Here is a 22,315-nt window from a genome sequence, read left to right as displayed (position 1 = left end):
TGAGGGTAAGCAACCACCGGTTTACGCCAGCAGACGAGCACAGCATCCGCCATCAGGCAGACACTGTGAATGGACGCGCTAGCGGGCCGTTGCAGGCAGGGGGAAGGTTATTTGCAATGAGCGTTGCTGACCGGCCATTGTTCAGGTTCGGAAGGCACGGTCAGGAACGTGTCCGACTGAAACCGGATTCCGCAACGGTAGTCGATGAAAGCCGGCGCATTCTCGGCGGTGGCAATATTGTATTTCTGGAACGGTAACATCGCTCGGCGCACCGGCGACTGGTTCAGGATATTCTTGAATACCATGCAGGTGTCATCGGCAATCCACAGGCGACGGACTTTTCTTTTCAGATTGCCGTCCGTGAACTGATGGCGCGCATGCAATACCCGTAAGTTATCCATGACCAGGATCTCGCCAGGTTCCAGACTGATGTTGGTGATGTAGTCCGGGTTAGTTGAATAGTTATCCTGGATATGCTGGAAGGCGGAACTGGCCCATTCCGGACTGAACGCAGTGCTGTCATAGCGGTAGCGAATACGCAGTTTGCTATCGTTGACCTTTTCGAACACCGAACAATCGATCGACAGCAGATCGTCACGGCAGTAAGTAACACTGCCAGGAGTCATCAGGGTTTTCAGGATGTCGGGTTTGTTCACCAGCAGGTCATTATAAATACGCTGCCCATCCACCAGGAAATTGTCACCGCCAAACTGCGGCTTGGAGACGCACTGCAGAATGACGTATTTGGGCGGAGTAATCTTCTTGGCAACCCCATCGACATACGCCATGCCATTGAGGAACGAGCCATCCGTATGTGGGTAGAAGTCGCTCGACAGCTCGCCATGGTAGTCGTCCCTGAACGCTTGCCAGTCCTGGTTGATCGGTTCGCCACCGCCGACCACGCCAGTCTTGTCGGATTTGGTATGGAACTGGATCAGGCCGAACCTGCCTGCCACCGCGCGAAAGGCCTCGAGTGAACCGTCCTCGGGCTTGATAACGCAATATCCATGCTCATGAAGAAAAGTCGAGATCCCCTGGGTGTCCTTGGAATCAAACTTTTTACGCGCGATCATTTCAAACTCCTTGTTTGAATGGATGAACTTCAGATGTTCTGAATAAAATGGTCCGCAATCATTTTCAAACCGAAGAACGTCACCCCGGCTTTAAGCAGGGTGGCGCCAACCCGTTGCGATATTCGATCTCGAAGGAACCCGCCTAGGTAGGAACCGGCGGTGGAGGCCGTGATCATGATGATGATCAACTGGGCATAGTCCATGAAGGCAAAGCCGGCAATGACAAAGGCGGTTACTTTCAGGCCATGCAGTACACTCATTTGCATGGCGTGGGTGACGATGACTTGATCCTTGTTAATGTTCATCTTCATCAGGATCGGTTGGGAAATAAGCCCGGTGACGGCAACAAACAGAGATAGAAAAGTTTGCAGAAAGCCAACGATGGCAAAGTTTTTCAGGACAAAGCCGAGCGAGGCGACCAGCTGGGTCCAGGTAATCGCCAGGATGAAGATGCCGAGAATCAACGACAGGTACTTCTCCGGGAAGTGCCCGATGAAGAAGTAACCGATAGCGGCCCCTGAAAGGCAGCCGATCACATAACGCGGGAGAATTTCGATTTTCGCGTGTTTGTAATCGAAGGCGAAGCGGCTGCCGTTACTGACCATCTGAATCAGGCCATGTACGGGGACCACAGCAGAAATGGGCAGGAACTGCGGCATGACTGCCAACAGGCCAATCCCTCCACCTACGCCAATAGCGGCAGTCATCAACGAAGTCAGAAAGCTGACGCCCACCAAAACATACAGGCCAGCGGATAGTTCGAACATTGTCACTCCTGTCTGATTGACATGAATTCAAGTGGGCACTTTGGTTGCGCAGTGGCGCGTTGCTGTTTTGGCGCGCACGCAGCTACCCGATAGCGCACGGCGCGCCATCGGCTATTGATGAATGGTTGAACGTGGGGATGGTGGCGCTTGGCCTTTATTGCCGCAGCGCCTTTATGCCGTGGGTTCGCTATTTCTCCGGCAGCGCCCAGGCAATGATGCTGTCACCCAGCTTGGTCGGAATCCGGTCATGCCCGCCGACCACGGCAACCACGTACTGGCGGCCTTCGCTCACGTAGGTCAGGGGCGACGCCTGGTTGCCGGCCGGTAGGCGTTCTTCCCACAGCAATTCACCACTTTCGCTGTTGTAGGCGCGCATGAAACGGTCGATGGCAGCGCCGATGAAGGTCACGCCGCCGGCTGTAGCCACGCCGGTGGCATCGCTCGGTGTTCCGATTTCGAAGCGCAGTTTCGAGGCGATGCCAAAGGGGCCGCTGTCATAGCCGGTGCCGAATGGGCGGCTCCAGTGCACTTCACGGGTGCGCAGGTCGATAGCGGAGATGAACCCCCAAGGTGGCGCGATGCACGGTTGTTCCAGCGCCGACATCCATGGGGTCTTGATGGCCCCGTACGGCAGGCCGGCCTGGACGCGGAACCCCTGGTTGTTGCCGGGCGACTCCTGAAACGATTTGGCATTGATCGCGTCGAGCTGCTCGCGTGGAACCAGCCCCTGCATGTACGGCAGCCGCTGGTTGTTGATGATCAGCAGGCCTCGCTGCAGGTCCACCATCACGCCGCCCCAGTTCAGGCCGCCATGGTGCCCGGGGAAGATTAGGCTTTGCTGGCCGACTACCGGTGGCGTAAAGATCCCTTCGTAACGCGCCTGGCGAAACTCGATGCGACATTGCAGTTGATCGAACGGCGTCAGGCCCCAAGCATTGGCTTCGTTCAGCACTTCCGGGGTTTTCGATGGGCGGCCCATGGTGCTCGGCATGCCCGGTGACAACGGTTGCGTCGCCGCGGTGTAGTCCCCAGGGGCCGTGCCCTGTGGGACGGCAGCCTCCGAGATATCGACCAGCGGTTCGCCGGTGGCTCGGTCCAGGACGAACAACTGGCCTGACTTCGTGGCTTGAATGACTGCCGGGCGTGGGCCGTTGGCGGTGGGGAAGTCGAGCAGCGCCGGTTGCGGGCTCAGGTCGTAGTCCCAGAGGTCGTGATGGACGGTCTGGAAGTGCCATTTGACCTTGCCGGTGAGGGCATCCAGGGCCACCAGTGAAGAGCTGAACTTGTCTTCCTGTGCTGTACGGGTACCGCCATAGAAGTCACCTGCAGCATTACCAGTGGTGATGTAGACCAGGCCCAGCTCGTCGTCGGCGGAAATCGGCGCCCATGAGTTGGGCGTGCTGAGCGTATAGGTTTCATCTGCGTCGGCAGGGGCAGTGCTATCGGGACGGCCAAGATCCCAGGCCCACTTTTGTTGGCCGCTGACTGCATCGTAAGCGCGAACCACGCCTGACGGTGCCGGGCGCACATCCGAGTCCAGCACCCGGCCACCTGTGATGACCACCCCGCGGATGACCAGCGGTGCGGAAGTGATGCCGGTGGAGCCTTTACGGAACGTACCTAGACCGTCCTTGAGGTCGGCAAAGCCTGCCGTGCCGAAGTCTGGGCAGGCCTGCCCGGTAAGCGCGTCAACTGCACCCAGTCGGATGTCGTTGGTGCCCCAGATGATGCGTTTGGCGCACAGCCCGCTGGCATTGGGTACTTCGTAGTACGAGACACCACGGCAATAGGCACCGCCGTTGGCGAAGTAGTCCGGGTCGACTTTCGAATCGTAGCGCCAGTTTTCTTTGCCGGTGGTCGCGTTCAACGAAATGATGATTTGCTTCGGCGTGCAGGTATACAGCGAGTCGCCAACCTTGATGGGGGTCGCCTCGTTCAGATACTTGGTTTTTTCGCCAGGCTGTTTGACATCGCCATGGTGGTATTCCCACGCCTTGACCAGGCCGGAAACGTTAGCTGGAGTAATCTGCGCTGCAGCGGAATAGTGGTTGCCGAGGTTCGAGCCAGCATAGGCGGTCCAGTTGGTCTTGTCGTGAGACGCGGCGACGTTGGCGTCTGGTGATGCCACCGTGCTGCGGCTGAACGGTTGCTGTGAATGCGCGGTGATAGCCGGCGAGTCGGCCAGATGAACGGTGTTCGGGAAAAACAGCGGTGCCAGGATGGTGGCCGCCATCAGCAGCGGCAGCACGCCCATGATGCTGAAATACAGTGCCTTGTTGATTTTGGTGAAGTCGCGGCGGACCAGTGGCCAGAAAGCCAGAAAGATCACACTGAGCAGTACCAGCCAGGCGAGGCGTGGAATATAGGCCCAGCCGTTGTACCCCGACTCCCAGATCGCCCAACCGTAGGTGGCCAGGGATGCTGCGCCATAGAGGTAGATTCCGACCGCCTTCTTCAGGCCCATGAGTGCGGCGGCCAGCAACAATGCGGTGCCCATCATCGCGTAGTAAGGCGAGCCACCGGCATTGACCAGCGCGCCTCCCTGATAGGCCAGTGTCAGGCCAAGCAGGGCCAGCAGAATCGTGTACACCCCGAACAGAAGGCTCGAGACCCCCGTCCCTTTAGCCAACGTTCCTTGTTCCATTGCATCCATTCCTGTGTGATTCGGTGCCACAGTGCGTCCGAGCGGTGTAAATATTGCTCATCATTGCAACGAAATACAATAAGCGACGAAAGATTTACTCGGGGCGCCGATTTTTCAGGCTATTTTGTATCTTGTATGAAAAGGAGGCAATGGCTAAGCTGCCACGCCTGATTCACGCGCGGGATTGGAGGAAGGTAGGAGAAGGGTTATGCCTGCTGGCTTTCCTGCAAGGCATCCTGGCCGGTTTTGAGGCGGCCGACTTCGTCCAGATGTTTCCAGAGAAACCGTGCGGCCTCTTCACGCCGACCGGACTCTATCAGGTCGAGCAGGTGCAGGTGCTCCAGGCATTGCGTCATCAGGCGACTGCGGTCGACGTTGGCTTTGTAGCTCATGAAGCGTCTGAGCTGGTTTTGCCGGCGTATGGCATCGATGAAGAAGAGGTTGCCCGAGCATTGCACGATCATTTCGTGAAACTGGGCGCCGATTTCAAACAGTTGGGCACGTGACAGCGTGTGAATCTCGCCGTCGAGCATGGCCTGCTGTTGCGCCCTGGCTTTGGCAAAGGCGGCCTGGTTCACGTTGTAGCCCGGCTCACGCAGTGCGGCCGGCTCGATGGCCATGCGGAAGCGGTAGCTCTGGATGTGGGTCTGGGCGTTGTGCACGAATTCGTTGAGGCTCCAGCCTTGCCCGGGCTTGCGCTCCACCATGGCTTCGCTTGCCAGCCGGTTGAGGACCTTGAGCAGTTGCCCGCGAGGCACAGAGTAGCGTCGCAGTAGCTGGGCTTCAAAGAATTCGGCAGGGATTTCCCCGTTGAGGATGTCGTCCACCACACGCAGGTAGAAGTCTTCGAAGGGGTCGCAGGCGGGCGGTACGGTGGCTTCCTGGATCTGCCCGGCGTCCTGTTTCAGAAAATAGCCGCGATTGGGCTCCTGCACCGCGATGTTCCACTCGGCGAGCAGGGCGAATACCCTGCGGATGGGGGAGCGGGAGACATCGAAGGCTTGGGCGAAGGTCTGCTCGCGCAATGGCTCGCCGGCCTTCATCGACCGGGCGCGGATCATCTCGATGACGCGAGGGGCCAATTGCAGGGCGAGATCTTTCTTGATCACAGGCTGTATTCCGAATGATTGACTTCAGTCGATCCGGCAGATTTGGGTCGGACTGGGGCAGGAAAATACCACACACGAAGGTCCTGAGTATCTGCACGCAGCGAGCTGGCGCAGTTGCCGCCAGCGCAGCGCCGGAGCCGCGGCTCAGGCTTTGGAACGACGAATGTTTTCTTCCCGGGATGGATCGTTACACATGCTCAAATTCAATGCTCACCTCGGCTTCCAGTTCAACGAACTGCCTTTTCTGCAGCGTATCGAAGCCGCTGCTGCCGCCGGATTTCGCGCGGTGGAATTCCCCTCGCCCTATGAGTTGGATGCGAGTTTGTTGGCTGATCAACTGGCGAAGTATGCGTTGCCATTGATCCAGTTTGCCGCACCGGCTGGCGTTTCCAAGGGCATTGCTGCGGTGGCGGGCAAGGAGCCCGAGTTTCGTGACGGGCTGCGCCAGGCAGCCAGCTATGCCCGCACACTGGCATGTACGGATGTGCACCTGATGTCCGGGATAACCCACGAGGATGGCGCCGGCAAGGTGTACGCGAGCAACCTGGACTATGCCGTGAAATTTTTCGAGGACCAGGGGCTGCGGCCATTGATCGAAGTGATCTGCACGCAGGAAATGCCAGGGTATTACATGTCCGACTTCAGCAAGGCACAGCAGGTGCTGGAGGCGCATGCGAGTCTCGGGCTGATCCTTGATCTTTACCATGCACAGTTGTTGACCGGAAATGCGGCCGATGTGCTGGCACAGTTCTTTGAGCGTACGGTGCATGTGCAAGTGGCCGACTGTCCTGGGCGGCATCAGCCGGGGACGGGGCAGATGGACATTGCAGGGTTGTTTGCGACGCTGGAGCAGCGCGGGTATGCGGGGTGGGTCGGGTGTGAGTACCGGCCTAAGGGCGCTACCGCAGATAGCCTTGGCTGGCTTGGTCAGTACGCTTCATGAAAGCCCTGTGCGCTGGCCCGTTCCAGATCCCTTGAAAAAAAACCGATGCCAGAAGACTGGCATCGGTTTTTTGAGGAAGCCCGGCGTGGGCGGCAATGCTGGACTGACAGCATTACGGCACGTGGCCGGGTTTCTTGCTCAAGGCTGAGGGACTCAGGCCTTGAAGGTCTTGCCTTCGAACTGCTCGGCAACGAAGGCCCAGTTGACCAGGTTCCAGAACGCCTCGACGTACTTCGGACGCAGGTTGCGGTAGTCGATGTAGTAGGCGTGTTCCCAGACGTCGCAGGTCAGCAGCGGGGTGTCGCCGCTGGTCAGTGGGCAGCCGGCGCCGATGGTGCTGGCCAGGGCCAGGGAACCGTCAGCTTTCTTCACCAGCCAGCCCCAGCCGGAACCGAAGGTGCCAACCGAAGTCTTGGTGAACTCTTCCTTGAACTTGTCGAAGGAACCGAAAGCGGCGTTGATGGCGTCAGCCAGGGCACCGGTCGGCTGGCCGCCGCCGTTTGGCGACAGGCAGTTCCAGTAGAAGGTGTGGTTCCAGACTTGAGCGGCGTTGTTGAAGATGCCGCCCGAAGAGCTCTTGACGATCTCTTCCAGGGTCTTGCCTTCGAATTCGGTGCCTGGGACCAGGTTGTTCAGGTTCACGACATAGGTGTTGTGGTGCTTGTCGTGGTGATACTCCAGGGTTTCCTTGGAGATGTGCGGCTGCAGGGCATCATGGGCGTACGGCAGCGGCGGCAATTCAAAAGCCATGGTGGATCTCCTGATTCAGGTCTGTTTGCGGTTTGCGCAAGGCCGATCACGGGCGGCCCGATAAGCGTCGGCGAGTCTGTACTCTTTGCGACGCAAGCGCTGGATCATAGCACTGGGCCCGGCGCATAACCACGCAACAAACATAGGGAATAGAGGTTCCGGAGGGGTTGGGCTGAGCCGACCGGCGGCTCGCCGTTGCGCGGGTGTTGCCTGTGAGACTGAGTGTCGCTCGATCTTGCAGTCGATGAATATGCCGCGCCAAGCCCCGAGGTCAGTTGAAGATCAGTTGCGCAGCCACCGCAAACATCATCACTGCCACCATCAGGTCGAGCATGCGCCAGGTCGCCGGCCGCGCCAGCCACGGTGCCAGCCACGCCGCGCCAATGGCCAGGGTCGAGAACCACAGCAGCGAAGCGCTGGCCGCCCCGGCCACGTAGGCGCCAGGGGCGGACTGTTGGGCGCCCAGCGAGCCGATCAGCAACACCGTGTCGAGGTACACGTGCGGGTTCAGCAGGGTCACCGCCAGGGCGCTGAGCAGCACGGCGCGACGTGAGCGAACGCCCTGGCCTTGCTGGTGCTGCAGGCTCTGCTTGGAGCAGGCGCTACGCAGCGCCTTGGCGCCGTACCAGATCAGGAACACCGCGCCGCCCCAACGGGCAATCGCCAGCAAGGTCGGATTATGTGCCAGCACGGTGGCCAGGCCGAATACCCCGGCGGCCACGAGGATGGCATCACAGACGATGCACAGTGCTGCCACCGGCAGATGATGCTCACGGCGCAGGCTCTGGGCAAGGACGAAGGCGTTCTGGGCGCCGATGGCCATGATCAGGCCGAAGGCCACAAGCATGCCATTGAGATAGCTTTGCCACATGGCAGGGCTCTCCAAAAAGGGTCACGGAAGATGCTGGCCATTGTGATGTTCGGCGCTGTATAAGAAAAACAAATAAAGCTGATCACCCATTAGGAAAATCGATGTTCGACTACAAGCTGCTGGCTGCCCTTGCGGCAGTGATCGAACAAGGCGGTTTCGAGCGTGCAGCGCAGGTACTGGGCTTGTCGCAGTCGGCCATTTCCCAGCGCATCAAGTTGCTTGAGGCGCGGGTCGGCCAGCCGGTACTGGTGCGTGCCACGCCGCCCGGCACGACCGAAGTCGGCCGCCAGCTACTCAACCATGTGCAGCAGGTGCGCCTGCTCGAGCGCGACCTGCAGCGCCAGGTACCGGCGCTGGACGAAGAGGGCATGCCGGAGCGCCTGCGCATCGCCCTCAACGCCGATAGCCTGGCCACTTGGTGGGCCGGCGCGGTGGGCAACTTCTGCGCACAACAGAACGTGCTGACCGACCTGGTGGTTGAGGACCAGGAAGTGGGCCTTAAACGCATGCGTGCCGGCGAAGTGGCAGCCTGCCTGTGTGGGAGTGAGCGGCCGGTAGCCGGCGCACGCAGTTTGCCACTGGGGGCCATGCGCTACCGGGCGCTGGCCAGTCCCGTGTTCATGGAGCGGCACTTCCCCCAAGGTTTTGTCGCCAGCCGCTTGGCCCGTACCCCGGCGATCGTGTACGGCCCGGACGATTTTCTGCAGCATCGCTACCTGGCATCGCTGGGCATAGAGGGTGGTTTCCTGCACCACCTGTGCCCTTCATCCGAAGGCTTCCTGCGCATGACCGAGGCTGGGTTGGGGTGGGGCCTGGTGCCCGAACTGCAGGCCCGGGAGCAACTGGCCAGTGGGCAATTGGTGGAAATCTGTCGCGATACCCCCATCGATGTACCGCTGTACTGGCATCATTGGCGCAATGGCGGGCAATTGCTCGCGCAATTGACCGACCACCTGCGGCACACCGCACAACATTGGCTGGTGCCCTTGTAGCCATGGCTGGCGTCAGTTGCATCTGAAATCTGGCAAGACGGAGTGTTACATGCGAATTCTGGTCACCGGCGCGAGTGGCTTCATTGGCGGGCGCTTTGCGCGTTTCGCCCTGGAGCAAGGCCTGGACGTGCGCGTCAGCGGCCGCCGTGCCGAAGGGGTCGAGCACCTGGTCAAGCGTGGCGCACAGTTCATCCCGGGCGACCTGGGTGACGCCGAGCTGGCCCGGCGTTTGTGCCAGGGTGTCGAAGCCGTGATGCACTGCGCTGGCGCGGTGGGGAACTGGGGGCGCTATCAGGATTTCTACCAGGGCAACGTGGTGGTGACCGAGAACGTGGTCGAGGGCTGCCTGAAGGAGCATGTGCGGCGCCTGGTGCATCTGTCTTCGCCGTCGATCTATTTCAATGGCCGTTCGCGTCTGGACATCCGTGAAGACCAGGTGCCGCGTCGCTTCCACGATCACTATGGGCAAACCAAGTACCTGGCCGAGCAGAAAGTGTTTGGTGCCCAGGAGTTCGGCCTGGAAGTGCTGGCGCTGCGTCCGCGATTCGTCACCGGCGCTGGCGATGCCAGTATCTTCCCGCGGCTGATGCAGATGCAGCGCAAAGGGCGTGTGGCGATCATCGGTAATGGCCTGAACAAGGTCGATTTCACCAGTGTCCACAACCTCAACGAGGCGCTGCTGAGTGCATTGTTCGCTGATGACCGGGCGCTGGGCCAGGCTTACAACATAAGCAACGGCCAGCCACTGCCGCTGTGGGACGTGGTCAACTACGTGATGCGCCAGATGCAGCTTCCCCAGGTGACCCGCTACCGTTCCTATGGCCTTGCCTACAGCCTGGCCGCGCTGAACGAGGCGGCCTGCATGTTATGGCCAGGGCGTCCGCAACCGACCTTGTCGCGCCTGGGGATGCAGGTGATGAGCCGTGATTTCACCCTGGATATCAGCCGTGCCCGGCAGTACCTGGGCTATGAGCCCAAGGTCAGCCTGTGGACGGCGGTGGATGAATTCTGTGGCTGGTGGAAGCATTTGCCGCCCGGCTGATAATGGTCATCAATGCACCCCGTTGGCGGTTTATACTCGTGCCTCTTTGTGACTACCGCGGTTGAATCTCTACATGCGTAACCATGCTCACGATGACTTCGATGACGTGCCTGCCTTGCGTGCGGGCACCGTTGATGATGACGAACTGATACCGGCGCATGTGATGCGCAGCCGCCAGAAAGCCACCCGCGGGGCCAGCACGGCGCCGTTGTGGGCTTTGATCGGTGCCTCGTTCATCGCGTTGGCGGGCCTGGGCTGGTGGAGCTTCCAGCAGATCTCGCTGATGGAGCAGCAACTGGTGGCGACCCAGGAAAGCTTTGCCCGCATCAGTGAGGAGGCGGCTGGGCGACTTCAGGCGATCAGTGGCAAAGTGGCGGCCAGCGAGTCAGGCGCCACTACCAGCACTGAGGCATTGAAGCTGCAGCTGCGCCAGTTGCAGAAGGGTGTTGCCGGACAGACCGGCGACCTGGGCAAGCGTCTGGAGCAGGTGCTGGCCGATACCCGAGAACAGCAGAAGGCCGTGACCGAGCTGCAAAGCCAGTTGCAGGCGCAGTTGAAGCTGGTGAATGGTGAGCTGGCGGCGCTGCGTTCGGGCCAGGTCGATGGTGGCAAGCTTGATGCCCAGTTGAAGAGCCTGAACGAGCAGGTTGCCGCGCTGAAGGCTGCGCAGGTGGATGGCGGCAAGCTGGACGGCCAGCTCAAGAGTTTGGGTGGCGAGGTGGCAGCGTTGAAGAAGCAGGGCAACCCGAGTGCGGCTATCCAGAGCCTGGAGCAGGACATGGTCGTGCTCAAGAGCCAGATCGACAACCGCCCGGCTGCGGCGTCCTCCAGTGGTGCTTCGGTGAAGGAGTTCGATGCCTTCCGTGCGCAGATGACGCGTAACCTGAATACGCTGCAGAGCCAGATTCAGAACCTGCAGCAACAGATCAACGCCCGTCCGTGACATCAGCTGAGCCTTGTTCGCGGGCACGATCGCTCCCACAGGATCAAGAACAGCTTTCAAGCTTTTCGCTGTACCGGTGGGAGCGGGCGTGCCCGCGAATGGCCCTCGATCACAACCGCGGATAATCGATGTAACCCACCGGCCCCTTGCCATAGAAGGTTTCGGGGTGTGCCTCGTTCAACGGTGCATCCGCTGCCAGCCGTGCCGGCAGGTCGGGGTTGGCGATGAATGGCACTCCAAACGCCACGGCATCCGCTTTGCCACTGGCCAAGGCCGCATTGGCACTGGCCTTGTCGAACCGCTCGTTGACGATGTACGGGCCACCGAATGCCTCTTTGATCAGCGGCCCGATGCTGTCGTCGGCTTCCCGCTCCCGTGAGCAGATGAAGGCGATGCCGCGTTTGCCCAGCTCTCGGGCCACATAGGTGAAGGTCTCGGCGCGGTCGGCGTCGCCCATGTCGTGGGCGTCGGTACGCGGTGCCAGGTGCACACCTACGCGCTGCGCGCCCCACACTTCAATGGCCGCATCGGTCACCTCCAGCAACAGGCGCGCGCGGTTTTCCAGCGAGCCACCGTAACGGTCGGTGCGCTGGTTGGTGCTGCTTTGCAGGAACTGGTCGAGCAGGTAACCGTTGGCGCCATGGATCTCCACACCATCGAAACCGGCAGCCTTGGCATTTTCGGCACCACTGCGGTAGGCCTCGACGATGTCGTTGATTTCTTCGGTTTCCAGCGCCCGCGGGGTAGGGTAGTCACTCAGTGGGCGCACCAGGCTCACATGGCCCTTGGGCTGGATCGCGCTGGGGGCCACAGGCAGTTCGCCATTCAGATAGCTGGGGTGGGAGATACGACCCACGTGCCACAGTTGCAGGAAGATGCGACCGCCCGCGGCATGCACGGCCTTTGTCACGTTGTTCCAGCCACGTACCTGTTCATCGTTCCAGATGCCGGGGGTATCTGGGTAGCCGACGCCCATGGGGCTGACCGAAGTCGCCTCGCTGAGGATCAGCCCGGCGCTGGCACGTTGTACGTAGTATTCGGCCATCAGCGCATTGGGCACGCGGCCTTCATCGGCGCGGCAGCGGGTCAGCGGGGCCATGATGATACGGTTGGGCAGTTGCAGGTCGCCCAGTTTGATCGGATCGAAAAGCGTGGTCATAGCGGTTACCTGCCTTGTCAAAGTGCTTGGCGCAGTTGTTCGAGAAACGCCTGGATGGTGGCTTCGTCGCGTTTGAAGAAGTGCCATTGGCCGATCTTCTGGCTGCTGATAAGCCCGGCGCGCTGCAACGTGGCCAGGTGGGCAGAGACGGTCGACTGCGACAGGCCGCAGCGTTGGTCGATTTGCCCGGCACACACACCGTTTTCGGTGCTGTGGTACTGGTCTGGGAACTGGGTTGCCGGGTCTTTCAGCCAGCTGAGAATTTCTCGCCTGACCGGGTGGGCCAGTGCCTTTATGATTTCGTCGAGATCGAGTGGCATGGTTTGAGGTTCGCTGTAGCGGTATATCGCGATAGGACGAAATATAATTCGCTGTATTTCGATATACAAATACGAAGGCGTTCTGAGCTGAGCACGAATCGATATATCGCGTTATAACGATATGTCGGGCGGCGGTGCTAGACTGCGCTCATGAACTACCTCGCACACTTGCACCTGGGCGGCCCGGCGCCGCAACAATTGCTTGGCAGCCTTTACGGCGACTTTGTCAAAGGCTCGTTGGAAGGGCGCTTTCCGCCCGCGCTGGAGGCGGCCATCCGGCTGCACCGGCATATCGACAGTTACACTGACCAGCACCCGTTGGTGCTGGCGGCTCTGGCACGTTTTCCGCGCGAGCGGCGGCGCTTTGCCGGCATCGTCCTGGATGTGTTTTTCGACCATTGCCTGGCACGGCATTGGAGCCATTACGCCGAGCAGCCGCTGGAGCAGTTCACTGGCGCGTTTTATCGGGTACTGCTGGCAGAGCCCGAGCTGCCTGGACGGTTGGCGCGGATTGCGCCGTTCATGGCAGCGGATGACTGGCTCGGGGCGTATGGCGATTTTGCCACTCTGGAGCAGGTGTTCAACGGTATTGCCCGACGCTTGTCGCGGCCTGAGGGGATGGTTGGGGTGATGGTGGAACTGGAGCGGCTGTATGAGCCGCTGCTGGCGGATTTTCGCGAGTTTTACCCGCAGTTGCAGGCATTTGCGGCGGTAGGGCGGATGTCTGACCGTTAGAGGTGTGTGGGTGATACTGGCCTCTTCGCGGGTAAACCCGCTCCTACGGGGAATGCGATCGGTGTAGGAGCGGGTTCACCCGCGAAAGGGCCAGAACAGGCCGTGCAAGCATTCAGGCAGCCCGCGCCTGCCGACGTGGCGCCATCTTTACGTCTTCAACCCCGAACAGCGTCAGGTGAATCGCCTGCTGTGCCTGCAACGCCAGCACTGCACGTTCCTTGCCCACGCTACCGATAGGCTGCAGCAGGTGGATGCACACCTCGCCCCGCGGCAGGGCAAACAGGCGCATCAGGTGCGACACCAGGTCGTCTTCACCGATGAACGGCGCTACCGGGTCGATCTGGCCATCACGCAGGTACTGAACAGCGACTGGCTGCACCGCCACGCCACGGTCGATGGCACCTGCCAGCAGGCGGCCATGAAAGGTGCGCAACGTGCGGCCGCTGGTAGTGGTGCCTTCGGGGAAGATCAACAGCGGACGAGCCAGCCCCAGTTGCCCGGCGATCTGTTCGCGCAGGCGCTGACTGTCGCCACCACCACGGCGAATGAACAGCGTGCCGGCCTTTTCCGCCAGCCAGCCGGCCACCGGCCAGTGACGCACTTCGGCCTTGGACAGGAAAGACAGAGGCGTGAGCATGCCAAGCAGGGGAATGTCGGTCCAGGAAACATGATTGCTGACCCACAGCATCGGCCGCTGTGGAAGTTCGCCAACTACCTTCACGTCGAAGGGCAGGGCGGCGACCAGGCGTTTCATGAACAGACAGGTCCAGCGCTGGCGCCGTTCGATCGGCGCCTTGAAGCCCAGGCGCTCACCCAAGGCGATAATGCTGGCCATCAGCATGCCCTGCGCCAGCACCAGCAGCAGTCGGATGAGGCGGGCCAGTACCCGCAACTTCGGCATCAGACCGCCGCCTTGAAGTGGCGGGCGTAGCGTGGGCACAGCTCGTCGCGTTTGAGCAGGATGAACACGTCGGCCACCTGGAAATCTTCGTCCCAGCATGGCTCGCCACAAATTTTCGCCCCCAGGCGCATGTAGGCCTTGAGCAGCGGTGGCATTTCGGCAATGACGTTATTGGGCAAGGCCAGTTTCGGCAGCGGGTTTTTCGGCTCGGCACGCAGGTGTTCGGTGCACAGGTAACGCTCACGCAGGCGCTGCATCACTGCATGGGCCTGCACGCCGCCGTCCTGCATGGGGATACTGGCGCAGCCCATCAGATAGCTGTAGCGGCCCTCGTTGAGCACCTCGGCCAGTTCGCCCCAGAGCACGGCGATGGTGCCGCCGTTGCGGTAGTCGGGGGCTACGCAGGTACGGCCCAGCTCGAGGATCGGGCCTTGCAGCTGCAACAGGCCGTGCAGGCTGAACTCTTCTTCGCTGTAGAACCGGCCCAGGCTGCTGGCAGCCTGGTGATCGAGCAGGCGGGTGGTGGCAACCAGTTCGCCGGTGCTCAGGTCGCGTACACCAATGTGGCGGCAGTGCACGTCGTAGTCGTCCATGTCCAGGCCTTGCTCGGCACCTTTGAGCTTGGCCTTGAACTCTGCGCTGAATACTGTATAGCGCAGGGCCTGGGCTTCTTGCAGCGCTGCGGCGCCAACCAGGCGTTCGGCTTGCAGACGGCGTTCAGTGCTGTAGTCGCCAGCGGTAGCGATCCGAGTCATTACGAGTCTCCATAAGCCAGCCAAGAAGGGTTGCGGCCGGTCGGCTTTGTTGTGCAAAGTCAGCCTAGGTAGACCCAGTGTCACCCCTGTGAATCTTTGGTGATGCTTGCGTGACACACCCTGAGCCTTAACTGAAAGCCCTCCAGCAAGGAGCTGTTCCATGGCCTGGTTGCAACGACTCAACGATCCGCTTCGCCTCGCGCCGACAGACACCCTGGGCGAAACCTACGCCGCGCTGCTTGAGCGCCTCGGCCCGGTTGCCCCGTTCGAACTGGCGGTACTGGGCGGGCGTGCAATGGCCACCCCGGGCCTGGCCTTCCTGGTGGGTTACCAGGCTGCCCTTCGCGTGCTGTGGCCCAGTGCGCCGCACAGCCTTGGCGCCTTGTGTGCCACCGAGCGGCGCAGCGTGCGGCCGGCAGACATGCACACACGGCTGGACGCTCTGCGGCTGTCGGGTTGCAAAGACTTCGTTACCGCGGGGCTGGAGGCGGAGTGGTTGCTGGTGGCGGCGCGTAGCGAAGCGGCTGGCGCTGCGCCGCAACTGAGCCTGGCGGTGGTTTACCCCGGGGAGCCGGGGGTGACACTGGAGCCATTGCCAACCCTGCCGCTGATGCCGGAAGTCGGTCATGGCCGATTGCTGCTGGAGCAGGCATCGTGCGAGTTGCTGGCCGGTGACGGCTGGGATGCCTATGTGAAGCCGTTCCGTTCGCTGGAGGACTTGTATGTACTCACGGCGCTGACCGCCTGGTTGTATGGCGTGGGGCAGGAGTGCGCCTGGCCGCAGGGGCTGCGCCTGCAGTTGCTCGGGCTTTTGGCCGGCTGTGCCGAGGGGAGCCGGCAGTGTGCCGATAGCATGGGGTGTCACTTGTTGCTGGGCGGGTTGTTTGCGCAGTTCCAGGCGTTGCGGGGGGAGATCGATGCAGCGTTGGCGGCAGGGCCGGTGCATTGGGCGCAAATCTGGCAGCGTGACCAGGGGGTGATGGCGCTGGCGGCGTCGGCGCGGGAGAAGCGGCTGAACAAGGCTTGGGTTGCTGCGGGGTTGTAATGACTGGCTGACACGGGTTTGTATGAACCGATGAGTCGCGGCGTGCTAGTCGGTGGGGGCGTGCAATGAGGCCGGTACGGGCAGCGGATAACCTGAAAAGACATTCCTTTTATCGCGCTTGATCCCCGCAAATCCCGGCCGTTGACGTATCATTGGCCGCCTGACGGCAACCCCCTCCAGGATCGCTTGCGCATGCTCGCCCTTCTTATCCAGACCCTGAACATCACGGCACCGGTTTTCGCCATGCTGTTCATGGGCGTCCTGCTCAAACGCATACACTTGATCGACGACAACTTCAACCGTGTCGCCTCGCAGCTGGTGTTCAACGTCTGCATGCCGGCGCTGCTGTTTCTCGGCATCTATCACGCCGACCTGGCCGCAGCGGTCAAGCCAGGCGTGCTCCTGTATTTCATCGTCGCCACTTTGGCCGGTTTCGCCATTGCCTGGGGCATGGCCATCTGGCGCAGCCCGATGGCCGACCGGGGCATCTATACCCAGGGCGCATTCCGCGGCAACAATGGTGTGATAGGCCTGGCCCTGGCCGCCAGCCTGTACGGTGACTATGGCATCTCCCTGGGGGCGGTGCTCGCAGGCTTGGTCATCCTCATGTACAACTCGCTGTCCGCGGTGGTGCTGGCGGTGTACAGCCCGGACCTCAAGTCCGACCCGTGGAGTATCTGCAAGAGCATTTTCAGCAACCCGCTGATCATCAGCGTGCTGGTGGCCGCTCCCATGGCTTATGGCCAGGTGCCGCTGCCCAACTGGCTGCTGACCTCGGGCGACTACCTGGCGCAGATGACCCTGCCGCTGGCGCTGATCTGTATCGGCGGCACGCTGTCGCTGGCAGCCCTGCGTAACTGTGGTCGGTTGGCCATCGATGCCAGCCTCGTGAAAATGCTTTGGCTGCCGCTGCTCGGTACCCTTGGGGCCTGGTTGTGTGGGTTTCGCGGGGCGGAGCTGGGCATCCTGTTCCTGTACATAGGCAGCCCGACCGCTGCGGCCAGCTACGTGATGGCGAGGGCGGCCAACGGCAATCATGAACTGGCCGCGTCGATCATCGTGATCACCACGCTAATGGCGGCGATCACCACCAACATTGGTATTTTCATCTTGCAGTGGGGCGGATGGATCTAGATCCTTGACTGCAAATAACAGCAACAACACTGCCTCACTGAGCTAAAGGACACTTCATGCAAGACCAGAGCACGCCCGAGCGGTTACAGCGCGGGCTGAAGAATCGCCATATCCAGCTGATCGCGCTGGGCGGGGCCATCGGTACCGGGTTGTTCCTGGGCATTGCCCAGACCATCCAGTTGGCCGGCCCCTCCGTGTTGTTGGGCTACGCCATCGCCGGCCTGATGGCCTTCCTGATCATGCGCCAGCTGGGCGAAATGGTGGTGGAAGAGCCGGTCGCCGGCAGCTTCAGCCACTTCGCCCACCAATACTGGAGCGAGTTCGCCGGCTTTGTCTCAGGCTGGAATTACTGGGTGGTGTACGTGCTGGTCGGCATGGCCGAGCTGACGGCGGTCGGTATCTATGTGCAGTACTGGTGGCCGGACTTCCCTACCTGGGCCACGGCGGCGATCTTCTTCGTGGTGATCAACCTGATCAACCTGACCCAGGTAAAAGTTTATGGCGAGATGGAGTTCTGGTTCGCCCTGGTCAAGGTGGTTGCCATCGTCAGCATGATCGGCTTTGGTGCCTGGTTGCTGGGCAGCGGCCATGGTGGCCCGGATGCCAGCGTGGCCAACCTGTGGCAGTACGGTGGCTTCTTCCCTAACGGTGTCACTGGTCTGGTAATGGCCTTGGCGGTGATCATGTTCTCGTTCGGTGGCCTGGAGTTGGTAGGCATCACGGCTGCCGAAGCCGACAACCCGCGCCAGAGCATCCCCAAGGCCACCAACCAGGTTGTGTATCGCATCCTGATTTTCTACATCGGTGCCTTGGCAGTGCTGTTGTCGCTGTACCCTTGGCAGAAGGTGGTGCAGGGCGGCAGCCCGTTCGTGATGATCTTCCACGAACTGGACAGCGACCTGGTGGCGACCATCCTCAATATCGTGGTGCTGACGGCTGCGCTTTCGGTGTACAACAGCTGTGTGTACGCCAATAGCCGGATGCTGTTCGGCCTGGCCAGCCAGGGCGATGCGCCGCGTCAGTTGCTGAAGGTAAGCCGTAGCGGTGTGCCGCTGACCGCGCTGGGCGTGTCGGCCTTTGCGACCGGCCTGTGCGTGCTGATCAATTACCTGATGCCGGGAGGGGCCTTTGGTTTGCTGATGGCGTTGGCGGTGTCTGCGCTGGTGATCAACTGGGCGAGCATCAGTATTACCCATCTGAAGTTCCGCCAGGCCAAGCTGGCCGCCGGGATCACCCCTTTCTACAAAAGCCTGGGGCACCCATTGACCAACTACCTGTGCCTGGCGTTCATCGTGCTGATCCTGGTGGTGATGTACCTGACGCCGCCAATTCGCATCTCGGTAATGCTGATCCCGGCATGGATCGCTGTGCTGTGGGTTGCCTTCAAGTTGAAGAAGGCGCGCCAGGCCAAGGGCTGATCGGGTTTGTTCGTAAGGGGTATGCCGTTAGGTTTTCGGCGCCTGTGAGATCGAGCGCCGCGCGGGCGGCGCTTCGCGGGTAAACCCGCTCCTACGTTTGTTTCGGGCCAGTCCGTTCTGTGCCAGGCGCGCGCGACCGCCTTGTTTGTACGACGCGATATCGAGGCATGCGCCAAAGCGTTCGCGCGCAAATCCCGCAGGAATAATTGGCCCGAAACAAACCGTTCTGTGCCAGGCGCGCGCGACCGCCTTGTTTGTACGACGCGATATCGAGGCATGCGCCAAAGCGTTCGCGCGCAAATCCCGCAGGAATAATTGGCCCGAAACAAACCGTTCTGTGCCAGGCGCGCGCGACCGCCTTGTTTGTACGACGCGATATCGAGGCATGCGCCAAAGCGTTCGCGCGCAAATCCCGCAGGAATAATTGGCCCGAAACAAACCGTTCTGTGCCAGGCGCGCGCGACCGCCTTGTTTGTACGACGCGATATCGAGGCATGCGCCAAAGCGTTCGCGCGCAAATCCCACAGGAATAATTGGCCCGAAACAAACGTAGGAGCGGGTTTACCCGCGAAGCGCCGCGCGGGCGGCGCTCGATCTCACAGGCGATGAAAGCCTAAAGGAATGCGTCTGGCGGCCCTGACGCGTGCCCCTTCCATGCCCCTCAATGCTGCCTCCGCCAGGCGCGCACGGTGGTGTACAGCAACACTGTGGCGAGCACCGGCAGTACATAGAACAGCATCAAGCGCTCCAGGCGGCCAGCCAGCGGCATACCCATGGTAAAAGCCGCCACATGCAGGCCGTAGGCCAGGTACAGGCAAAGAAGCACCAGGCCTTCGGCGCGAGTGATGCGGTAACCGGAATAGAACACTGGCAGGCTCAGGACGGCAACGCCGAGCATTACAGGCAGATCGAAAGATAGCGCGTTAGGCGAAATCGACAGTGGCTCCGGGGTGATCAGTGCGGTGAGGCCCAGTACGGCCAGCAGGTTGAACAGGTTGCTGCCGATCACCGTGCCCACGGCGATCTCCCGTTCGCCACGCAAGGCGGCGATCAGCGCAGCGGCCAGTTCCGGCAGGGAGGTGCAGATGGCGACCACCGTCAGGCCGATGATGCGCTCGGACAGGCCCAGGTCGGTGGCCACCTCGATGGCAGCTTCCAGCAGCAAGTGGCCCGCCAGGCTCAGCAGGCCGAGGCCGACCAATACCTGCAACAGCGTACCTGACCAGAAGCGCCCGGCCCCGGACCTGGTGGCGTCCGGGGCAGGGTAGGTGCGTGCATAGTGGCGCGACTGATGCCAGAGTATTGCCAGGTAACCGGCCAGCCCCAGCAATAGCAGTGCCCCTTCAACCCTGCCCAGGCGGGCATTGGCGGACAGTGCATACACCAGTCCGCTGGCGACGATCATCAATGGAATGTCCAGACGCACCAGTTGGCGTGACACCCGCAGCGGAATGATCAGCGCGGCCAGGCCGAGAATGACCAGTACGTTGAAGATGTTGCTGCCGATCACGCTGCCTACTGCCACATCCGGCGCGCCTTGGTAGGCAGCCTGCAGGCTTACGGTCAATTGTGGCGCGGTGCTGCCGAAGGCCACCAGGCTCAGGCCTATGATCAGCGGGCGAACGTGCAGGCGCTGCGCCAGGCGCAAAGCGGAGCGCACCAGTAGCTCGGCGCCGCCGACCAGCAACAGCAGGGCAACGCCCATTTGTAGCAGGCTAAAAGTGGGAAGGGTGGCCAGGTCGAAAATGGTCGGACTCCTGTCGCGTCAGTCGCTAAGCCCTTGTACCCGGACGCGCGCTGTTCCGCTACGGAGCATGCCGATTTTTTCTGCTGCTGCGCGAGACAGGTCAATCAGGCGGCCCCGGGTGTGCGGGCCACGGTCGTTGATGCGAACCACCACACTGCGCTGGTTGGCCATGTTGGTCACCAGTACTCGCGTGCCGAAAGGCAGGCTGCGGTGGGCGGCGGTAAGGCTGTGCTGGTTGAATGGTTCGCCACTGGCAGTGCGTTTGCCGTGGTGGCGCGACCCGTAATAGGACGCGGTACCCGTCCGGTCGTAACCGCGCGGGTCGATGTCATGGCTGGCGCAACCGGCCAGGAAAGAAAACAGGGCGAGGGTGCCGAGGGATCGTTTTAGCAAGTCAGGTGCTCTCCGGTGCGGCCATTCGCGGGTAAACCCGCCCCTACAGGTAAAGCGCTGGCTTGTGTAGGAGCGGTTTTAGCCGCGAACGAGGGCGAAGCCCTCGCAGCATTACAGGGGGAAAATCATCACCCTTCGAGCTTGGCCTTGAGCAATTGGTTCACCTGCCCCGGGTTGGCCTTGCCTTTGGAGGCTTTCATGGCCTGGCCGACGAAGAAGCCGAACATCTTGCCGCGCTTGGCCTCATCGGCTGCACGATACTGTTCGACCTGCTCGGCATTGGCTGCCAGCATTTCGTCGAGCATCTTGTCGATCGCACCTGTATCGGTAACCTGCTTCAGGCCTTTGCTCTCGATGATGCTGTCGGCATCGCCTTCACCGGCGGCCATGGCCTCGAACACGGTCTTGGCAATCTTGCCGCTGATGGTGTTGTCACGAATGCGCAGCAGCATGCCGCCCAGTTGCGCGGCACTGACCGGCGCCTGATCGATTTCGACACCCAGCTTGTTCAGCAGGCTACCCAGTTCGACCATGACCCAGTTGGCCGCCAGCTTGGCATCACCCCCGATTTTCACCACTTCTTCGAAGTAGTCCGCCTGTTCGCGGCTGGAAGCCAAGACATTGGCATCGTAGGCCGACAGGCCGTACTGGCTCTGGAAACGCTCGACCTTCTGGGGTGGCAGCTCCGGCAGGCCGGCGCGGATGGTTTCGAGGAAGCTGTCCTCGATGACCACCGGCAGCAGGTCCGGATCGGGGAAGTAACGGTAGTCGTTGGCTTCCTCTTTGCTGCGCATGGAGCGGGTTTCGTCCTTGTTCGGGTCGTACAGGCGGGTTTCCTGCACCACCTTGCCACCGTCTTCGATCAGGTCGATCTGGCGCTGGATTTCGCTGTTGATCGCGCGCTCGATGAAACGGAACGAGTTGACGTTCTTGATTTCGCAGCGAGTGCCGAACTCGGTCTGGCCTTTCGGGCGGATCGATACGTTGCAGTCGCAGCGCAGCGAACCTTCGGCCATGTTGCCGTCGCAGATGCCCAGGTAGCGCACCAGCGCGTGGATCGCCTTGACGTAGGCGACGGCTTCCTTGGCGCTGCGCATGTCAGGCTCGGAGACGATTTCCAGCAGCGGGGTGCCGGCACGGTTCAGGTCGATGCCGGTGGAACCGCTGAAGTCTTCGTGAAGGCTCTTGCCGGCGTCCTCTTCCAGGTGCGCGCGGGTTACGCCGATGCGCTTGATGGTGCCGTCTTCCAGTGCGATGTCCAGGTGGCCCTTGCCGACGATCGGCAGGTCCATCTGGCTGATCTGGTAGCCCTTGGGCAGGTCCGGGTAGAAGTAGTTCTTGCGTGCGAACACGTTGCGCCTGCCGATCTCGGCATCGATGGCCAGGCCGAACATGCACGCCATGCGCACGGCTTCCTCGTTCAGCACCGGCAGTACGCCGGGCATGCCCAGGTCAACCAGGCTGGCCTGAGTATTCGGCTCGGAGCCAAAGGTGGTAGCGCTGCCGGAGAAGATCTTCGACTGGGTGGCGAGCTGAGTGTGAATTTCCAGCCCGATCACAACTTCCCATTGCAT

At 61.2% G+C, this 22,315-nt stretch carries 21 protein-coding genes; 8 read left to right on the top strand and 13 right to left on the bottom strand.

Features of this window, described 5'->3' with window-relative positions; all coding sequences use genetic code 11:
* Positions 1-107: 107 nt before the first annotated feature.
* The 4 genes from J3A98_RS19490 to J3A98_RS19475 all read right to left on the bottom strand — a co-directional run bounded on the left by J3A98_RS19490 (position 108) and on the right by J3A98_RS19475 (position 5,593).
* Positions 108-1,073, bottom strand: a complete 966-nt coding sequence (locus tag J3A98_RS19490; protein WP_209967863.1) for a TauD/TfdA family dioxygenase — start codon at positions 1,071-1,073, stop codon at positions 108-110.
* 29 nt (positions 1,074-1,102) lie between these two features.
* Complete coding sequence (locus tag J3A98_RS19485) at positions 1,103-1,840, bottom strand: TSUP family transporter (RefSeq protein ID WP_209967861.1); 738 nt, start codon at positions 1,838-1,840, stop codon at positions 1,103-1,105.
* A gap of 187 nt (positions 1,841-2,027) precedes the next feature.
* Positions 2,028-4,484, bottom strand: coding sequence for a membrane-bound PQQ-dependent dehydrogenase, glucose/quinate/shikimate family (locus J3A98_RS19480; RefSeq protein WP_209967860.1), 2,457 nt, complete (start codon positions 4,482-4,484; stop codon positions 2,028-2,030).
* 206 nt (positions 4,485-4,690) lie between these two features.
* Positions 4,691-5,593 carry a GntR family transcriptional regulator gene (locus J3A98_RS19475; protein ID WP_104886648.1) on the bottom strand — a complete coding sequence of 301 codons (903 nt, stop codon included), beginning with the start codon at positions 5,591-5,593 and terminating at the stop codon, positions 4,691-4,693.
* A gap of 193 nt (positions 5,594-5,786) precedes the next feature.
* Here J3A98_RS19475 and J3A98_RS19470 point away from each other — a divergent pair, with 193 nt between their 5' ends.
* Positions 5,787-6,536, top strand: a complete 750-nt coding sequence (locus J3A98_RS19470) for a TIM barrel protein (protein ID WP_176683770.1) — start codon at positions 5,787-5,789, stop codon at positions 6,534-6,536.
* Between the two features lie 153 nt (positions 6,537-6,689).
* On the opposite strand, the gene J3A98_RS19465 is transcribed toward J3A98_RS19470, so the two are convergent.
* Both J3A98_RS19465 and J3A98_RS19460 read right to left on the bottom strand, forming a co-directional pair.
* Positions 6,690-7,286 carry a Fe-Mn family superoxide dismutase gene (locus tag J3A98_RS19465; protein ID WP_003255187.1) on the bottom strand — a complete coding sequence of 199 codons (597 nt, stop codon included), beginning with the start codon at positions 7,284-7,286 and terminating at the stop codon, positions 6,690-6,692.
* Positions 7,287-7,557: 271 nt separating this feature from the next.
* Positions 7,558-8,157, bottom strand: coding sequence for a LysE/ArgO family amino acid transporter (locus J3A98_RS19460; protein WP_003255185.1), 600 nt, complete (start codon positions 8,155-8,157; stop codon positions 7,558-7,560).
* A gap of 101 nt (positions 8,158-8,258) precedes the next feature.
* Here J3A98_RS19460 and J3A98_RS19455 point away from each other — a divergent pair, with 101 nt between their 5' ends.
* From J3A98_RS19455 to J3A98_RS19445, 3 genes are all read left to right on the top strand, one after another.
* The gene (locus tag J3A98_RS19455) at positions 8,259-9,149 is read left to right on the top strand and encodes a LysR family transcriptional regulator ArgP (RefSeq protein ID WP_209967858.1); all 891 of its coding nucleotides are present in this window, start codon (positions 8,259-8,261) and stop codon (positions 9,147-9,149) included.
* Positions 9,150-9,198: 49 nt separating this feature from the next.
* Positions 9,199-10,191: an NAD(P)-dependent oxidoreductase gene (locus J3A98_RS19450; protein ID WP_209967856.1), complete on the top strand. Its 993-nt coding sequence runs from the start codon at positions 9,199-9,201 to the stop codon at positions 10,189-10,191.
* A gap of 73 nt (positions 10,192-10,264) precedes the next feature.
* Positions 10,265-11,134: an ATPase gene (locus tag J3A98_RS19445; RefSeq protein ID WP_176683767.1), complete on the top strand. Its 870-nt coding sequence runs from the start codon at positions 10,265-10,267 to the stop codon at positions 11,132-11,134.
* 109 nt (positions 11,135-11,243) lie between these two features.
* Here the strand turns inward: J3A98_RS19445 and J3A98_RS19440 are convergent, their stop codons facing one another.
* On the bottom strand, positions 11,244-12,293 hold the full coding sequence (locus J3A98_RS19440) for an alkene reductase (RefSeq protein ID WP_176683766.1): 1,050 nt from the start codon (positions 12,291-12,293) through the stop codon (positions 11,244-11,246).
* A gap of 17 nt (positions 12,294-12,310) precedes the next feature.
* Positions 12,311-12,613, bottom strand: a complete 303-nt coding sequence (locus J3A98_RS19435) for a helix-turn-helix transcriptional regulator (protein ID WP_003255178.1) — start codon at positions 12,611-12,613, stop codon at positions 12,311-12,313.
* 150 nt (positions 12,614-12,763) lie between these two features.
* Between J3A98_RS19435 and J3A98_RS19430 the strand changes: the two genes are divergently transcribed.
* A complete protein-coding gene (locus J3A98_RS19430; RefSeq protein WP_176683765.1) occupies positions 12,764-13,348 on the top strand; it encodes an ACP phosphodiesterase in 585 nt (194 codons plus the stop codon).
* Between the two features lie 112 nt (positions 13,349-13,460).
* On the opposite strand, the gene J3A98_RS19425 is transcribed toward J3A98_RS19430, so the two are convergent.
* Positions 13,461-14,249, bottom strand: a complete 789-nt coding sequence (locus tag J3A98_RS19425; RefSeq protein WP_209967854.1) for a lysophospholipid acyltransferase family protein — start codon at positions 14,247-14,249, stop codon at positions 13,461-13,463.
* The gene (gene olsB / locus J3A98_RS19420; RefSeq protein WP_003255175.1) at positions 14,249-15,004 is read right to left on the bottom strand and encodes an L-ornithine N(alpha)-acyltransferase; all 756 of its coding nucleotides are present in this window, start codon (positions 15,002-15,004) and stop codon (positions 14,249-14,251) included. The genes J3A98_RS19425 and olsB overlap by 1 nt, the downstream gene beginning before the upstream one ends.
* Positions 15,005-15,164: 160 nt before the next feature.
* Here olsB and J3A98_RS19415 point away from each other — a divergent pair, with 160 nt between their 5' ends.
* The 3 genes from J3A98_RS19415 to J3A98_RS19405 all read left to right on the top strand — a co-directional run bounded on the left by J3A98_RS19415 (position 15,165) and on the right by J3A98_RS19405 (position 18,601).
* Positions 15,165-16,049 (top strand): acyl-CoA dehydrogenase, encoded by an 885-nt coding sequence (locus tag J3A98_RS19415; protein ID WP_209967853.1) that lies wholly within the window; start codon positions 15,165-15,167, stop codon positions 16,047-16,049.
* A 192-nt stretch (positions 16,050-16,241) separates the two neighbouring features.
* Positions 16,242-17,183, top strand: a complete 942-nt coding sequence (locus J3A98_RS19410; protein ID WP_176683762.1) for an AEC family transporter — start codon at positions 16,242-16,244, stop codon at positions 17,181-17,183.
* Between the two features lie 56 nt (positions 17,184-17,239).
* Positions 17,240-18,601, top strand: a complete 1,362-nt coding sequence (locus J3A98_RS19405) for an amino acid permease (RefSeq protein ID WP_176683761.1) — start codon at positions 17,240-17,242, stop codon at positions 18,599-18,601.
* A gap of 661 nt (positions 18,602-19,262) precedes the next feature.
* Here the strand turns inward: J3A98_RS19405 and J3A98_RS19400 are convergent.
* The 3 genes from J3A98_RS19400 to gatB form a co-directional block, all read right to left on the bottom strand.
* A complete protein-coding gene (locus J3A98_RS19400) occupies positions 19,263-20,306 on the bottom strand; it encodes a calcium/sodium antiporter (protein ID WP_209967851.1) in 1,044 nt (347 codons plus the stop codon).
* A 60-nt stretch (positions 20,307-20,366) separates the two neighbouring features.
* On the bottom strand, positions 20,367-20,741 hold the full coding sequence (locus tag J3A98_RS19395) for a septal ring lytic transglycosylase RlpA family protein (protein WP_209967849.1): 375 nt from the start codon (positions 20,739-20,741) through the stop codon (positions 20,367-20,369).
* Positions 20,742-20,869: 128 nt separating this feature from the next.
* A complete protein-coding gene (gatB, locus tag J3A98_RS19390; RefSeq protein WP_176683758.1) occupies positions 20,870-22,315 on the bottom strand; it encodes an Asp-tRNA(Asn)/Glu-tRNA(Gln) amidotransferase subunit GatB in 1,446 nt (481 codons plus the stop codon).

The organism is Pseudomonas sp. BP6, assembly GCF_017875935.1.
Taxonomy (GTDB): Bacteria; Pseudomonadota; Gammaproteobacteria; order Pseudomonadales; family Pseudomonadaceae; genus Aquipseudomonas; species Aquipseudomonas putida_Y.
Note: the sequence above shows the minus strand (reverse complement) of the source record. Positions and strands in the feature narration are given on the sequence as shown.

What these genes read in the sequence shown, in the direction of transcription:
- J3A98_RS19490 (WP_209967863.1), bottom strand. Translation starts at nt 1,073, where the DNA reads ATGATCGCGCGTAAAAAGTTTGATTCCAAGGACACCCAGGGGATCTCG.
- J3A98_RS19415 (WP_209967853.1), top strand. Translation starts at nt 15,165, where the DNA reads ATGGCCTGGTTGCAACGACTCAACGATCCGCTTCGCCTCGCGCCGACA.
- J3A98_RS19445 (WP_176683767.1), top strand. Translation starts at nt 10,265, where the DNA reads ATGCGTAACCATGCTCACGATGACTTCGATGACGTGCCTGCCTTGCGT.
- olsB (WP_003255175.1), bottom strand. Translation starts at nt 15,004, where the DNA reads ATGACTCGGATCGCTACCGCTGGCGACTACAGCACTGAACGCCGTCTG.
- J3A98_RS19405 (WP_176683761.1), top strand. Translation starts at nt 17,240, where the DNA reads ATGCAAGACCAGAGCACGCCCGAGCGGTTACAGCGCGGGCTGAAGAAT.
- J3A98_RS19400 (WP_209967851.1), bottom strand. Translation starts at nt 20,306, where the DNA reads ATGGGCGTTGCCCTGCTGTTGCTGGTCGGCGGCGCCGAGCTACTGGTG.
- J3A98_RS19485 (WP_209967861.1), bottom strand. Translation starts at nt 1,840, where the DNA reads ATGTTCGAACTATCCGCTGGCCTGTATGTTTTGGTGGGCGTCAGCTTT.
- J3A98_RS19410 (WP_176683762.1), top strand. Translation starts at nt 16,242, where the DNA reads ATGCTCGCCCTTCTTATCCAGACCCTGAACATCACGGCACCGGTTTTC.
- J3A98_RS19430 (WP_176683765.1), top strand. Translation starts at nt 12,764, where the DNA reads ATGAACTACCTCGCACACTTGCACCTGGGCGGCCCGGCGCCGCAACAA.
- J3A98_RS19435 (WP_003255178.1), bottom strand. Translation starts at nt 12,613, where the DNA reads ATGCCACTCGATCTCGACGAAATCATAAAGGCACTGGCCCACCCGGTC.
- J3A98_RS19450 (WP_209967856.1), top strand. Translation starts at nt 9,199, where the DNA reads ATGCGAATTCTGGTCACCGGCGCGAGTGGCTTCATTGGCGGGCGCTTT.
- J3A98_RS19440 (WP_176683766.1), bottom strand. Translation starts at nt 12,293, where the DNA reads ATGACCACGCTTTTCGATCCGATCAAACTGGGCGACCTGCAACTGCCC.
- J3A98_RS19425 (WP_209967854.1), bottom strand. Translation starts at nt 14,249, where the DNA reads ATGCCGAAGTTGCGGGTACTGGCCCGCCTCATCCGACTGCTGCTGGTG.
- J3A98_RS19455 (WP_209967858.1), top strand. Translation starts at nt 8,259, where the DNA reads ATGTTCGACTACAAGCTGCTGGCTGCCCTTGCGGCAGTGATCGAACAA.
- J3A98_RS19460 (WP_003255185.1), bottom strand. Translation starts at nt 8,157, where the DNA reads ATGTGGCAAAGCTATCTCAATGGCATGCTTGTGGCCTTCGGCCTGATC.
- gatB (WP_176683758.1), bottom strand. Translation starts at nt 22,315, where the DNA reads ATGCAATGGGAAGTTGTGATCGGGCTGGAAATTCACACTCAGCTCGCC.
- J3A98_RS19470 (WP_176683770.1), top strand. Translation starts at nt 5,787, where the DNA reads ATGCTCAAATTCAATGCTCACCTCGGCTTCCAGTTCAACGAACTGCCT.
- J3A98_RS19480 (WP_209967860.1), bottom strand. Translation starts at nt 4,484, where the DNA reads ATGGAACAAGGAACGTTGGCTAAAGGGACGGGGGTCTCGAGCCTTCTG.
- J3A98_RS19465 (WP_003255187.1), bottom strand. Translation starts at nt 7,286, where the DNA reads ATGGCTTTTGAATTGCCGCCGCTGCCGTACGCCCATGATGCCCTGCAG.